The sequence below is a fragment of the Blautia sp. An46 genome, assembly GCF_002161645.1.
Classification (GTDB): Bacteria; Bacillota; Clostridia; order Lachnospirales; family Lachnospiraceae; genus Blautia; species Blautia ornithocaccae.
This window is the reverse complement of record NZ_NFIF01000016.1, coordinates 37,759-51,294: the sequence shown is the minus strand read 5'-3', so window position 1 is coordinate 51,294 and position 13,536 is coordinate 37,759. Positions and strand designations below refer to the sequence as shown.

At 43.7% G+C, this 13,536-nt stretch carries 15 protein-coding genes and 3 pseudogenes; 14 read left to right on the top strand and 4 right to left on the bottom strand.

Features of this window, described 5'->3' with window-relative positions; genetic code table 11:
* The first annotated feature begins 62 nt into the window (after window positions 1-62).
* The 3 genes from B5G00_RS13120 to B5G00_RS13110 all read left to right on the top strand — a co-directional run bounded on the left by B5G00_RS13120 (window position 63) and on the right by B5G00_RS13110 (window position 2,143).
* On the top strand, window positions 63-887 hold the full coding sequence (locus tag B5G00_RS13120) for a MurR/RpiR family transcriptional regulator (RefSeq protein WP_162613506.1): 825 nt from the start codon (window positions 63-65) through the stop codon (window positions 885-887).
* A 219-nt stretch (window positions 888-1,106) separates the two neighbouring features.
* Window positions 1,107-1,511 (top strand): hypothetical protein, encoded by a 405-nt coding sequence (locus B5G00_RS19130; protein ID WP_204247317.1) that lies wholly within the window; start codon window positions 1,107-1,109, stop codon window positions 1,509-1,511.
* Window positions 1,430-2,143 (top strand): saccharopine dehydrogenase C-terminal domain-containing protein, encoded by a 714-nt coding sequence (locus tag B5G00_RS13110; protein WP_206423793.1) that lies wholly within the window; start codon window positions 1,430-1,432, stop codon window positions 2,141-2,143. Before B5G00_RS19130 ends, B5G00_RS13110 begins: the two co-directional genes overlap by 82 nt.
* A gap of 36 nt (window positions 2,144-2,179) precedes the next feature.
* Here B5G00_RS13110 and B5G00_RS13105 read toward each other — a convergent pair whose 3' ends face one another.
* Complete coding sequence (locus tag B5G00_RS13105; protein WP_087273457.1) at window positions 2,180-3,061, bottom strand: LysR family transcriptional regulator; 882 nt, start codon at window positions 3,059-3,061, stop codon at window positions 2,180-2,182.
* A 153-nt stretch (window positions 3,062-3,214) separates the two neighbouring features.
* On the opposite strand from B5G00_RS13105, the gene B5G00_RS13100 reads away from it, so the two are divergent.
* Both B5G00_RS13100 and B5G00_RS13095 read left to right on the top strand, forming a co-directional pair.
* On the top strand, window positions 3,215-4,573 hold the full coding sequence (locus B5G00_RS13100; RefSeq protein WP_087273455.1) for an MATE family efflux transporter: 1,359 nt from the start codon (window positions 3,215-3,217) through the stop codon (window positions 4,571-4,573).
* A gap of 43 nt (window positions 4,574-4,616) precedes the next feature.
* Window positions 4,617-6,125, top strand: a complete 1,509-nt coding sequence (locus B5G00_RS13095; RefSeq protein WP_087273453.1) for a WD40/YVTN/BNR-like repeat-containing protein — start codon at window positions 4,617-4,619, stop codon at window positions 6,123-6,125.
* Here B5G00_RS13095 and B5G00_RS13090 read toward each other — a convergent pair.
* Window positions 6,109-6,546, bottom strand: coding sequence for a helix-turn-helix transcriptional regulator (locus tag B5G00_RS13090; RefSeq protein WP_140403163.1), 438 nt, complete (start codon window positions 6,544-6,546; stop codon window positions 6,109-6,111). The two genes, B5G00_RS13095 and B5G00_RS13090, sit on opposite strands and share 17 nt — an antisense overlap.
* Between B5G00_RS13090 and B5G00_RS19975 the strand changes: the two are divergent.
* The 7 genes and pseudogenes from B5G00_RS19975 to B5G00_RS13060 form a co-directional block, all read left to right on the top strand.
* Window positions 6,528-7,034 (top strand): annotated as a pseudogene (locus B5G00_RS19975) (MFS transporter); the annotation flags it as partial. The gene B5G00_RS13090 and the pseudogene B5G00_RS19975 sit on opposite strands and share 19 nt — an antisense overlap.
* 31 nt (window positions 7,035-7,065) lie before the next feature.
* Window positions 7,066-7,500: a hypothetical protein gene (locus B5G00_RS19370; protein WP_242971362.1), complete on the top strand. Its 435-nt coding sequence runs from the start codon at window positions 7,066-7,068 to the stop codon at window positions 7,498-7,500.
* A gap of 183 nt (window positions 7,501-7,683) precedes the next feature.
* A complete protein-coding gene (locus B5G00_RS13080; protein WP_242971361.1) occupies window positions 7,684-8,265 on the top strand; it encodes a DUF2284 domain-containing protein in 582 nt (193 codons plus the stop codon).
* A 29-nt stretch (window positions 8,266-8,294) separates the two neighbouring features.
* Window positions 8,295-8,641: pseudogene (locus tag B5G00_RS19970) on the top strand (23S rRNA (uracil-5-)-methyltransferase RumA); the annotation flags it as partial.
* Window positions 8,642-8,899 (top strand): hypothetical protein, encoded by a 258-nt coding sequence (locus B5G00_RS13070; RefSeq protein WP_087273447.1) that lies wholly within the window; start codon window positions 8,642-8,644, stop codon window positions 8,897-8,899.
* A 16-nt stretch (window positions 8,900-8,915) separates the two neighbouring features.
* Window positions 8,916-9,772: pseudogene (locus tag B5G00_RS13065) on the top strand (KilA-N domain-containing protein).
* Between the two features lie 54 nt (window positions 9,773-9,826).
* Entirely contained in the window at window positions 9,827-10,306 is a 480-nt protein-coding gene (locus B5G00_RS13060; RefSeq protein WP_242971360.1) for a hypothetical protein, read from the top strand.
* A 355-nt stretch (window positions 10,307-10,661) separates the two neighbouring features.
* Here the strand turns inward: B5G00_RS13060 and B5G00_RS13055 are convergent, their stop codons facing one another.
* Window positions 10,662-11,357 carry a hypothetical protein gene (locus tag B5G00_RS13055; RefSeq protein WP_330396367.1) on the bottom strand — a complete coding sequence of 232 codons (696 nt, stop codon included), beginning with the start codon at window positions 11,355-11,357 and terminating at the stop codon, window positions 10,662-10,664.
* Between the two features lie 8 nt (window positions 11,358-11,365).
* Window positions 11,366-11,806, bottom strand: a complete 441-nt coding sequence (locus B5G00_RS13050) for a DUF4869 domain-containing protein (RefSeq protein WP_087273444.1) — start codon at window positions 11,804-11,806, stop codon at window positions 11,366-11,368.
* Between the two features lie 264 nt (window positions 11,807-12,070).
* On the opposite strand from B5G00_RS13050, the gene B5G00_RS13045 reads away from it, so the two are divergent.
* Together B5G00_RS13045 and B5G00_RS19125 are read left to right on the top strand one after the other, a co-directional pair.
* The gene (locus B5G00_RS13045) at window positions 12,071-13,216 is read left to right on the top strand and encodes an iron-containing alcohol dehydrogenase (RefSeq protein WP_087273442.1); all 1,146 of its coding nucleotides are present in this window, start codon (window positions 12,071-12,073) and stop codon (window positions 13,214-13,216) included.
* 145 nt (window positions 13,217-13,361) lie between these two features.
* Window positions 13,362-13,523 carry a hypothetical protein gene (locus B5G00_RS19125; protein WP_206423796.1) on the top strand — a complete coding sequence of 54 codons (162 nt, stop codon included), beginning with the start codon at window positions 13,362-13,364 and terminating at the stop codon, window positions 13,521-13,523.
* Window positions 13,524-13,536: the final 13 nt, after the last annotated feature.

The window sequence follows — 13,536 nt, the reverse complement described above, 5'->3', positions numbered from 1 at the left end:
CCGGGGGAATGGAGAAAAGATATTTTTCCATATCTTTTTTTGTAAAAATGAAAAATATCTGTATGGAAAAAATCAAAAGGGAAACTATTCTGAATGAAGATAAGAGGATCCTGGATTGGACCATTGAGGAGTTCGCCCAGGCAGCGGGAGTCAGCCAGCCTACGGTGATCCGGTTTGCGAGGGCCCTGGGACTTAAAGGCTATCGGGAGCTGAAGAATAAGGTCCTGGAGGAATATGCCAGAAAAAAGGAAGAGCCGGATCCGGCGGAAATCCTGAATTATCCGGTGCAGAAGGAAGACCGGATCGTGGATATCCCGGCAAAAGTGATCATGACCAATATCCGCCACCTGGAGGAGGTCTTAAAGGCTTTGTCTTCCTATGAATTTGTCCGGGCGGTAAATGCCCTGGAAAAGGCAGAGAACATTTCCGTGTATGCAGTAGAAAATTCCTCCTGCACAGCTGAGGATTTTGCTACAAAAATGACTTATATCGGAAAGCAGGTATATTTTAACAAAGACGGCTATATGCAGAAGGTCAACGCCAAGAACCTGACAGAGCGGGACGTGGCCATAGGGATTTCCCATACCGGCCAGTCCCGGCATACAGTGGATGCTCTGCGCTGCGCAAAAGAATCGGGGGCCATGACCATAGCTATCACCAATTATCAGCAGGCCCTGATCAACAAGTATGCAGATATTATTTTATGCACAGAAAATACCCAGTATATGTACGGCAATGCCATTTTTTCCAGAAGCGCCCAGATCTCCCTGGTGGATATGCTGTATCTGGGGGTTTTCCTGAAGAATTACGACTATTATGCAGAGAAGCTGAATAACAGCTGGAAAAACATACAGGATCTGGTCTATGAAAGAGACAGCCGGTTTTAAAAGACGGGTAGAAAAACTACAAGGCGAAAATCACAGAGAAGAGGATTCTTTGAGGAATCTTAACTTCCCTGTGATTTTTGTTTTTACAGCAGACACCTATAATCCAAGGTGCAAGGAACAAGGCGGGAACTTCCGGAGAAAATTCTGGAAAGGAAACTGCCGGATCAGAAATCTGAAGAATGAAACATGAAAAGTAAAAGATGAAAAGGAGAGTGTGTTATGAAGAAAAAAATCTGTATTGCCCTGATCGGAGCTTTGACGGCAGCTGCTTTTGCAGGCTGTTCTGGGGGAGGAAGCAGCCAGAGCGGCGAGACTACAGCAGAGACTGCAGGTTCCCAGGAGGCCGGCACAGAGACCTCTGAAGGCGGAAGTGCCCAGAAGGCGGATTCCGGTGAGATCACAGTGTATACAGCACTGGAAGACGAGCAGGTGTCAGATTATCTGGCAAAGTTTAATGAAACATATCCGGACATTACGGTAAACGTAGTCCGGGAATCTACGGGAATCATTACAGCAAAGCTGATAGCGGAGAAGAAGTTTATGTGTCTCACGGCGCCTTCCGTCCATTTGCTTTTTCAAAGTCCATTACAGAGACTACTACTTATGAATATGACCCGAACTTGAAAAGCCGTGTGGTATTTGAAGACGGAAAATTTATTCAGGTGCCTCCTTTTGCCCGTCCAAGGGAGATCGACCTGCCCCAGCCTTACGGAAAGACCACTCAGTATATCATTCCCCATTCCGAGACCGTTACTCTGGCTCAGGCTTTAAAGGACAAAGGGGTCCGTCTCATCGAGGTGAGAGGTACCTGGCCCAAGCAGAATATGACTCTGGTAAGAGGCCTTTATGACTACGGTATCCTGAAAAATCCGGTGGTAAAAGTAGGAGATACAGAGAAGGGCCTGATGAGTATTATCGGCAATTATCTGGTGGACAGCGAAGAAGGAAAGACCACAGAATTATACGGATATGCCCTTCATGTAGAAGTGGTGGGCTACAAAGACGGGGTGAAAAAACAGGGAATTATTTATCACACCCATCCGGCTTCTGACGGCAGCGTGGAAGGCTGGGAAGGTCTCCGGGCATATACCAGAAATGTGGGGATCCCTCTTGCTATAGCAGCAGAACAGCTTGCAAAAGGCAATGTAAAAGGAACCGGCATCCTGATCCCGGAAGACGCTTTTGAGCCGGAACTGATCTTTAAAGAGCTGGAGAGAAGAGGGATCTATATGCACGAGAGCTGGAAGAATCTGTAAAAACAAAAAGAGAATAACAGCTTCCTGAAAGTACGGTTACGAAAAGGAATTTTTAATAAACTCTGTCATAGCCCGGGCCCCGTCTCCCTGATGACGGAGGCGATGGTAAGTAAGATAGAGATAACGCCCATCTGTAAGCCAGGAAGGACGGAGGATACGGATATTTTCATAGGAAGCCAGGGATTCTGTTTCCGCTACAATAGAGATTCCCAGTTCCTGGGAGACAAGCTGGGCGATAGAGTCTTCGCTGTAGGCAAAATGAGTAATCTGAGGAGTCAGGCCATACTTCTGAAACAGGCCAGAGACCTGGCGGTACATGGGATAATCGGTAAGATAGGAGACAAAGGGAATCTCCTGGATATCCTCTGGGGTGGCAAAGTCCAGACCTGCATAGGGAGCGGAGGACGGAAGGATCAGGACAAAAGGCTGATAGATTATAGGAATCTGGACAATATCCGGATCAGGTTCTATCCGGGAACAGATGCCCAGATCAAAGCGCCCTTCTTTGATACCTTCGGCGATTTTATCACTGGGCATTTCATCAGAGTAGATCAGATATTTGCCCTTTGTGGCAGCCATAAAGTCACGAAAAAGGCGGGGGATACAAAGATATGCGATAGAGGCAGTATAGGCGAAATGGATTTCCATATTCAGCTTGTCTGCCTCTTTTTTCAGATGTTTTTTGGCGGCTTCGGTCTGCTGGAGGATGCTCCGGGCATAGGGAAGCAGCTCTCTCCCGTAGGAGGTAAGGGCGATGCCTCTGCCCTCCGATTGGAACAGAGGAACTTCCAGCTCGGCCTCCAGCTTTTTTATGGAAATGCTCAGGCTGGGCTGAGAGATATTTAACAGTTGCGCCGCCTTTCCTATGTGGAGCGTATTGGCAGCGGTTTCAAAATATTTCAACTGGTCAAGGGTCATGATGTTCTCCTTTCCTGAATGTCCATTCAGGACCTTTGATTTGAAATGATATATAGTTTTAAACTATGAATTAATTAAAATCATATATTTTACTGCTGAAAAAGTCAATGCTATAATCCTTTTAGAATAAGGAAAAGAAGGAAGAAGAGTGTTATGGAAAGCAAAGAAAAGACCATGGATCTGACCACAGGTCATCCATTAAGACAGATTTTAATATTTTCGATACCTCTGGTGTTCGGTACGATTTTTCAGCAGCTTTACAGTTTTGCAGATACTGTAATTGTAGGACGGTGCCTGGGCACAGATGCTTTGGCGGCGGTAGGAGCTACATCCTCTCTCCACTTTCTCATATTAGGCTTTGTTCAGGGGGCATGTGTAGGCTTCGGCATACCTGTGGCTCAGAGCTACGGAGCTAAGGAACGAGATGAAATGTGCCGGTATTTGTGGAATGGGACTTGGATCTGCCTGCTTATCAGCCTGTTTTTGTCTCTTGGTTCTGTTCTGCTGACAGATACTCTTTTGGCGATCATGAACACGCCGGAAGAGATTTTTTTTATGGCCAGGGCCTATATTGTAATTTTGTTTGCAGGAATACCTGCAAGTGTTCTCTATAATTATTCTGCCAGCGTAATGCGGGCAATGGGAGACTCCAGACACCCTTTTTATTTTCTGCTGTTTTCCAGTGTGCTAAATGTAATCCTGGACTATGTTCTCATTGCATTTTTTCATATGGGTGTGTCGGGAGCTGCGGCAGCTACGGTGTTCAGTCAGTTTGTCAGCGGAGTCTTAAATGTGTGGTGGATGTTTCGGCGTATGGATATGATACAGGGGAAAAAGAGCCAGATGAAACCTTCTCTTCCTCATATAAAACGCCTCTGCGTGGTGGGCCTTCCTATGGGTTTTGAGTATTCTGTGTCTGCCATAGGGGCGGTAATCCTGCAGAATTCCATTAACACCCTGGGAAGCGGAGCAGTGGCGGCCCAGACAGCAGGAGAGAAGATCCGTCAGATGTTTACCCTGCCTATGGAGAGTGTGGGAATGGCCATTGCCACCTATGCCGGACAGAATTTTGGAGCCGGAAAGCTGAAAAGGATACGGCAGGGAATCAAACAGGGTATGGTGATACAACTGGTCTACTGTGCCGTAATCTGGGCAGTTTTGCTGGGGATGAATGGGCTGCTGGTACAGATTGTCCTGGGAGAAGCCCAGCCGGAAATCAGTGCAGAGGCCGGGCGGTATTTGTTTATTGTGAGCTGCCTGTTTATATTCCACGGCTCTTTGATGGTTTTCCGAAATACTCTTCAGGGAATGGGCTACAGCTTTCACGCCATTATCTCAGGAGTCTGGGAGCTGGCAGGAAGGAGTCTGGGAGGCTGGCTGGCCGTTCATGGAGCCGGTTTTACAGCGGTCTGCCTGGCAAATCCTCTGGCCTGGATATTTGCTCTGTGCTACTGTATCTACATGGTGAGATATTTCCTGAGGAAAAACGAAAGAAAACAAAACTTGACTTAAAAAGCTTATAAGTGCAATATTAAGGTACAGGCTAGGAGGGAATATGAAAGTTATTTATCAGATTTGTGGAAAGATAAGTCTGCTATGCTACATATTTATTCTGTATCAGATATGGCACTTATGTCAGTTTGGCGGGATCAGAGCTCATTTCATGGTGCTTCTGCCAAGCGGGACTGTGTTTTTGATGAGCTTTGTTTTATGGCTGATTTCCAGGAAATACAGGAAAAAAGAGGACGATAACACGCCCATGAAAAGAAAGATTCTGTGGGCAGAGGGAATTGTTGTATCTATTGCCACGGCCTATCTGATCGGCCAGATCATCTATACGGGAATTCCTTATAATGGAGCGCTGTCCTGGAAGATAGACCAGCGGCTGAACCAGAAAGAAGTGACCCTGGAGCATGACAATTATTTTGAGGACGGTGTGGAAGGGGTTCTTGCGGATCTGGACGAAGCTTTGGATATGCCGGAAGAGCTTTACATTGTGAATCAGTATCAGATGACTTTTGATGAGACTGGAAAAATTAAGACGATTTATACGTTTTTATATGGGCAGGATGAGAATGGAAAGACCAATACATACCTTATTGACTATGACGAGAGCAGCGGTCCTAACATAACAGTCCGTATTAATGGAAATGCCACAACGGATTATGAGGAGGACAAGAGGCTGGAGCCTATGCTGACCATTCTCCAGAAGGCTCCCTGTGAAGAGGCAGTAAAGACCTGGGCCCAGGCAGACATAGGAGAAGAGTATGAAATCCTGTATATGGGAAGACGCTCCTTTAACTCAGCCTCAGGACTGGAATATCTGCCGGGAGATGCAGACGGCGATGGTACAGAAACAGGGACCAGCTCCTTTGGACAGATGTATGAGGGAGGAGAAATCCTGGGATTCGAAGTTTCTCTTCATATACCTGATGTGGAGTATGTAACACCTGTCCGGTATATAATGGAACCGGAATATATCAGTCCGGAAGCACTGAATGAAGAACAGGAACAGCAGCAGACAGAGACTGCCAAAGAGGCGGGGACATGGAGTGTAGATAATACAGACGGCACCATGTATTTCTTTTTAGATGAGAAACTGGGCTGGCGGCTGGTTGTGGCAGATGCGGCGGCTGGCAGCAGATTTTACAAGATGGAAAAGACAGAGGACGGCGGAACTTCCTGGGAAATGTGCAATGAAGATCCCTTTGGAGGAGAAATCGGCGTGACGGAAGGCCTGGTATTCTTTGATGAGAACTTTGGATTTGCAGGCCTTATGGGAGCCTCACAGTCTTATTCCAGGCTATATATGACCAGGGACGGAGGCGCCACCTTTACCCAGGTGCAGCTTCCCATGGATTCAGTTACGGAGCTTCCGGAAAGTGGGAGAGAAGCTGGATTTACAATCAACGATTATGACTATCTGTCCATGCCTGAGGAACAGGACGGGAGTCTAACCATCCTGGCGGTAACAGGGGCCGGAGAACAGGAAGGAATCCTGTTTCAGTCAACAGACCAGGGAGAGACCTGGTCTTATGGAGGAGTCTCTACAGCTGCTTCCTGAATTTTAGAAGAGTAGTTCCAGTTTTTTGACGAAAGGTCTTGATGAAGTAGCTTTGACCCTGGAAGCCGTAGGAGGCGGATATTTCCAGGATGGACAGGTCGGTCTGGATCAGGAGCTGCCGGGCCTTTCGAATCCTCAGGTCAATAATATACTGCATGGGAGAGGTGCCAATGATGTTCTTGAAACATCGCAGGCAGCTTCTGGGACTTAGTGAGGCGCTGGCCGCAATCTGCTCCAGATGGATTTCTTCTGTGTAATGCATCTGAATATAAGAGAGCATATCCAGAACACGGCTGAGCTCCTGTCTGCTGTGGACATGTTCCGGAGGTGTGTCCGGCTTATATTTTTCCCAAAACACACTGTCCTGGGAACCATACAGCAGAGAAGGAGAAAAGAGAATGGATGTATGTGTCCTGGGCAAGGCTGATCAGCCGTTTTGGCACGGGGAAAATAACAGCGGTGAGCACTTCCATGACTGCGGCATCCCTTTTAGGATTTTCCTTTTCCGGAAATATCTTTTTCCTGTGCCTCAGTGCAGTTCCTCTGGGACTGGGAGCAGGAGCCATAGATACGGCATTGAACAATTATGTGGCACTGCATTATAAAGGTACTCACATGAACTTTCTCCACTGCTTTTATGGAGTTGGAATATCATTGAGTCCTTTTCTCATGTCTTTTGCTCTTTCCGCTACGTCCTGGAGAAATGGATACCGAATGGTATTCTGCTTTCAGGCATGTATAGGGCTGCTGACTATTGTGACCCTTCCCCTTTGGAAAAAGGTAAATCACCTGCCGGGAGGCCCCAGGGAAGTACAGAGCCGAAATATTGCTTTTCTAAGTCTGATCAGGTCGGCAAAAGTGAGAAAATCCTGCCAGGTATTCATAGGCTCCTGTGGAATAGAATATACCTGCGGAGTCTGGGGTGCTACATTTCTTGTAAATGCCAGAGATATGTCCGCTTCTGCCGCTGCTCTGGACTGGACAGGGAGTGACCCTGGCAGCTATTGTATTGCTTCTCCTGTCTGGAGTAAGCAGCTATCCGGGAATCGGACTGTTTTGCATCGGCCTGGGAAACGGAGCAGTTTTCCCCAATATGCTTCAGACGACGCCGGAAGATTTTGGCAGGGAAAATTCTCAGGCAGTGATGGGAGTACAGATGGCAGCGTCCTATATAGGAACTATGCTCCTTCCAGCACTGTTCGGAATGATTGCTCAGTATATAAATGCGGCCCTTTTTCCATTCTATCTGTTGATTTTGTATGGGATCATGATAGCGCCGGCGTTTGGTCCCTTGTACGCCGGCGCTAATGGGAAGTCTGGGATTGGAAGTAAGAAAAAGCCCGGAGTGGGCGGCAGAAGGATAGGGGTATTGTAGGAAAAAGGTACGAAGCATCTAGATAAACAGCAGTAAAAATTGGACTTTGAAATCCTCGGAAATTGCATTAATTTACACTGTTTACAATCTTATAAACTTACCAAAGTATCTTATAAAATTACGATGCCGGCGCATTGACACCCATAATCTGCTTTGCTAGACTATAATATAATTAGAGAGCAGGTGGGATTTAAAAATGAGTTTTTAGAAGAACAATTGAATGCAGCCGGTTTTTTTCAGTACGGTGTTGTAGATACTATGGACATTAATTTTTCGCAAGAAGTACGGGCCATGTGTGAGGTAAATACCTGCCGGGAACATGGTAAAACATGGGCATGCCCTCCTGCAGTGGGAACTGTGGATGAATGCAAAAAAAGGATACGGCAATACGAGAAAATGCTGATTTTTTCAGTAAAATATGACTTAGAGGATTCATTTGATTTTGAAGGAATGATGGAGGGCGCTAAACAATTTAAGAAGGCATGCAGAGCCTTTGATAAGGCCATAAAACCTTATCTGGAGCACTATCTGATCTTGTCAAATGAAGGCTGTGATTTATGTAAGGAATGTACATATCCTGATGCCCCTTGCCGCTTTCCTGACCGTGTGCATGGCTCACTAGAAGGAAATGGGATTTTTGTGAACGAAATTGCAAAGCTGGCCCAAGTTAAATATAATAACGGGGTAAATACAGTAACCTATTTTGGCGCTTTAGTATGTAATGAAAAGGATTTGAAAGAGCTTGAGAATTTAGAAGTAAAATAGTAAATAAAAAGATCTCCAATAATACCACCGTTGAGACGGTTGTACTTTTGTCCCACAAATCCCCGGACAGTGCTATTAGCGTAAAGGTAGAATTTGGAGAAGGCAACGATAAGATATCATTGGATGCGATTGCAGAACGGGCGAAGAAATATCAGCCGAAACCGAAAATTACATATAAAATGATACAGGAATATGTGGAGCAGAAGTATGGATTTAAGGTACATACCGCTATATTGCAGAAGTGAAAAGGGCATTGGGATTAACAATGTATGATGCGCCTAATGCGGCAGAGGAATTGAAGCAGCCGAGGAAACATCCGCCGAAAGAAAAGGCAGAAGCGATAATGGAGGCGCTTAAGTATTTTGAGGTAATCTAAATGGATGAAAATATTTACCAGATTGCAGAGCAGATAGTCCAATTACATCAGAAAGCCCATGAGGTTTATTTGCCATTAGTTGAAGATGTGTGCAGCAGAACTGTGTCAGAAGATGAATTGTCACATTTGTTAGATTATTTACTGGACTTTGCGTGTGATGAAAAAATCCTGGGATTGTACAAAAGGGTATGTAGAAAGTATTTGGATGTATATCCCGGTTGTATTAGGGATTATATTGAAGCATATCGGGAAATGTGAGGAGAGGAGGATACTTATGGCGAAAATTGTTAAGGAGACTATCCATGCAAAAGGTATTGACATAGGAATCTATACTACAAATTTTGAAAATGAATTTATTTCATTAACGGATATTGCAAAATATCGAAATGAGACGACCCGCGATTTGTGATTCAAAACTGGATGCGAAATAGAAATACAATTGAGTTTTTAGGCGTTTGGGAAGAACTGCATAATCCAGATTTTAACCGTGTGCAATTCGAGGCGGTTAAAAATGAGGCTGGATTAAATCGTTTTGTTATGACACCGACAAAATGGATTACGCAGATGAATGCTATCGGTATTGTCTCAAAAGCAGGACGTTATGGCGGAACATATGCCCATAGCGATATTGCCATGTCTTTTGCAACATGGATTTCTCCAGAGTTCCAGCTATATATCATGAAAGATTACAGGAGATTAAAGACTGATGAGAATAGTCGGCTATCTCTGAATTGGAATTTGAACAGAGAGATTTCTAAGTTGAATTACAGGATACATACTGACGCAATTAAGGATAATTTGATACCGCCAGAATTAACACCTGCACAGGTAGCGTATACCTATGCAAATGAAGCAGATATGCTGAATGTTGTTTGGTTTGGAAAGACGGCTAAGCAATGGAAAGATGAAAATCCGACTGTTAAAGGGAATATGCGGGACGTAGCAACATTGAATCAGTTACTGGTACTTGCGAATCTGGAAAGTTATAATGCGGTTTTAATAAATCAGGGTAAGAATCAGAAAGAGAGGATGGAATTGCTTCGGCAGTTGGCGGTACGGCAGTTACAGACATTGGAAACGGTAAACTTAAATAACTTGCCAAAATTAGGCATGGAAATCAAAAAGAGATAGGAAAGCATAGAGGAGTAGCATGAAATATATGGGTTTATTGTAACAAATGCTTCTATGAAGAAAAATTTCAAAAACGAATTAAAGCGGCAACGAGATAGCGTAGCTTTAGAAAAAATGTCTACAATGCCATATGAAGTACTGGCTCTAATGGACGAAATGATAGAGTCAGGAAAAATAAAAAATGAAACTCAAAAGAAGATAACAATGGAACAAAATTTTAAACACTTTAAAGAGATTATGAATACGATATATTCTTATGGAACGGAAAAATCCATAAAGATAGTATCCTTAATGCAAAAAGAAAATTATGCTGCAAATGGGAAAACTGCTTCCTTAGATAAGTATAGAATGATGTCATCATATGTTTTATTAGCAACGCAAATTAAGCATGATGTCACGGAAATTTCTGTAAGTCCTGAGTTATGGTTTCAAATGCGTTTAACTGATTATGAAGCAAATAGAGAAGAATTTATGAATGCAAATAATAAGTTGGTAGACGAATTGAAATTAAAAGAGGAATTTAAAATAAAGTAGGATTTGTATATGTTTTTGTGGGAATCTGGTAATACCGTTGAGACGATAAACGTTCCAAAATGAAGTCAGGAAGGTCACCGAATGGTGGAAAGAACTAAAGAAAGAGACAGTCTCACAGAGAATCCAGGTTTTGAAAAAGCCCGAATTTTATGGGATTGTCTCTTTCTTGTATATTAGGGATTAAATCAGTATTAAAAGGATATTCCCTTTATACTTTTAAGAATAATATCTTTATTCCTTTCATGGAGATATGCGAGGTTCAATTTAGCTTTCTGATATTTTAAATAAGAATCTCCGGTTTCAGTAATGAGAAGGTCAGTGAAGTATCTTTCCCAGCTAAAATAGCTTCTGCTGTCTATATATTTTTCTTTTTTGTTGTTTGGACATATAAGCGATTCATTTCTGGACCAATGGCGGCACCATCTGCGATAACGCATACTTCTTCATTGTCTACATTTTTCAACATTGAAAAAATATTAGATTTTCCATTGGAGCTTTCACAAGAAATCTTTTTTTCTAAGCTGACAAACTTGAAGAATTCGTAGCCGGAATTAGAGTCTTCAGTAATAATCTTTTGCGGCTTTATCGGAAAATCTGAGTTATTTGAATAAATCCGATAGATTTCCTGATAGACTTTCTTTGTATTTTGATATTTTCCGGAAGAATGCATGCCATAGATTTCTTCAACGCTATATGGAAGATTGTAGAGATTTTCTCTGGTTATCAATACAAAATAATTATCAGAATTACGTATAGCGGAAGCAAATTCTTCTGTGTTAATAAAAGTGTTTTCTTCATCAGTGAAAAAAATAGTTCCTGAGGAGGCCTTTAAAATCAGTTCCCAGTTTGGCCCTTCCAGCACTCGGCATGGTACGTCACAAACCACATCTATTCCGCTTGAAATTCCCAGATTTTCCGCCTGCCGGAGCATATTGATCAGGGTTGTCTTCCCAGTAGCGCTATCCCCCTGAATAACAGTGATATTTCTTTTAATTTCAAATTCGTAATGTAAGCGATTGTTCTGTACGATTATTTTATGCTTTCCTTTCATACCCTCACCTATACATACTCTCCAGCAATATTGACAAATTCTTCCATATTGTGGACGATTTCTCCTGTGTTAAGGATTCGAGCCTGGAAATTTTCGTCCCCGAAATTCATAATGTGCCGGAGATTAATAGTCAAATCTTTTAAATCCCCGATTTTTAAAATCCATTTTGCACAGTTATCACCACAGGCAGATGCGTTAAAGATTTTACCGGAATCGTCAAAGGCCATTAAAATCAGTGTCTTTACACCCCCTGACAGTTCTCTGGTGGAGATTGGTCCCAGAACAGGGCTGTCAATCAGTCGAGAGCTTATTACCACAGACTTATCTACGTCCTTAATCATTTGAACGGACAGTTCCTCTGTAATCCATTCGTCCTCGTATCGGTTGTCAAAGTATATCGGGGGATAGTAAATCGCTTCCTCCATTTTTCCGAGGTAAATATTCAGCATAAGAAACCTCCCTGTCCATAAAAATCCCATCTAAATAATTTAAGTATACCATGAAGCAGGGAGCCAAGCGAGTATTTATGCTCATTTGGCGACTGCCCACGATACTAGCATCTATGGGGCTAGTATACCATAAAGCAGGGAGCGAAGGAAAAAATTTTTTCACGTAAAACCGACAAAACCCTTCGGTATATACTCAAAAACTTATTGGCTATTCTGTATAGAGGCAAATTATTCTACAATTATTCAAGAAAGGAGAGATTTGTAATGCAGAAGTTTGTATATGAATATGCAACCAAGGTTTATTTTGGAGCAGGTGCAGTGAAGGAACATCTGACCCAGGCAGTTTCCGGATATGGACAGAATGTTATGCTGGCTTATGGCGGCGGTTCTGTTAAGAAAAACGGAATTTATGATCAGGTAAAGAAGATTCTGGAAGACGCAGGTAAAAAAGTTACGGATTTTTCCGGAATTATGTCGAACCCTACTTACGCCAAGGTACAGGAAGGAGCCAGTCTGGCAAAGAAGGAAAATATTGATTTCATCCTGGCAGTAGGAGGCGGATCCGTTATCGACTGCTGCAAGATTGTAGCAGCCCAGGCAAAGACAGAGGAAGACCTGTGGGAGATGGAGATGACAGAGCATAAATTCCCTACAGAGGTACTGCCTATGGGAGCCATTGTCACAGCTTCCGGTACAGGCGCAGAGATGAACGGCGGCGCCGTGATCACCAACGAAGAAAAGGTAATAAAGGCCGGAATGGCAGCCGCAGCCCCCAGATTCGCCATTCTGGACCCGGAATATACTATGTCTGTGCCAAAAATGCAGGTGATTTCAGGAGCTTTTGATACCCTGAGCCATGCTATGGAGACCTATTTCGGAAATTCCGACCAGGACAATGTATCAGACGACGTGGCCCTTTCCATTATGCGAAATACAGTCACCAATATGAGACGGCTTTTAAAGAATATCAATGACGTCCAGGCAAGAGGCAACCTTATGTGGGATTCTGCTATGGCAGAAAATGGAATCCTGAAGGTGGGAAGAGTCACAGACTTCCAGGCTCACCAGATGGAACATCAGTTAGGCGCTTATACAGACTGCAATCATGGTCAGGGATTGGCAGTTATCCACCCTGCTTATTACCGCCATATTGTGAAAGATGCTGAAGAAAAATTCCAGAGATTCGGAAAAGAAGTCTTTGGTGTGGATACCGCCCAGGCCGGTGTGGAAGCTTTGGCTGATTTTATCAAAGAATGTGGACTGCCGACAAAAATGGGAGAATTAAAATCAAAGGTAGAGATTACACCGGAGATTTTGAGAAGTGTGGCAGATACTTGCAACGTGATCAAATGCAATCCAAGAGAACTGAGCAGAGATGAGATTTACGACCTGCTGATGGAGTGTATGTAAATATAGAACAGAAAATGAGCGGCACTGTCTGTAAAGACAGACCCTTTGGGGAATGTGCAGTCTGTCCGGGAGATATTGCCGGGGCAGCTGCACATTTTCTGTATAGGGAAAAAGCTTTGAAAGAATTAAGACAGGAGGGAAAGAAATGAGCATCTGGCTGATCACAGGATGTTCCAGCGGACTGGGAAAGGGAATCGCCCAGGCAGTGCTGAAACGTGGAGAAAAAGCAGCAGAAACCCAGATGGAAAACAGGCTGAAGGAAATCCGGGAATGGATGGAGGTAAGCAGCCAGTCTGATTACCGATAGAAGGGAGAGGAGA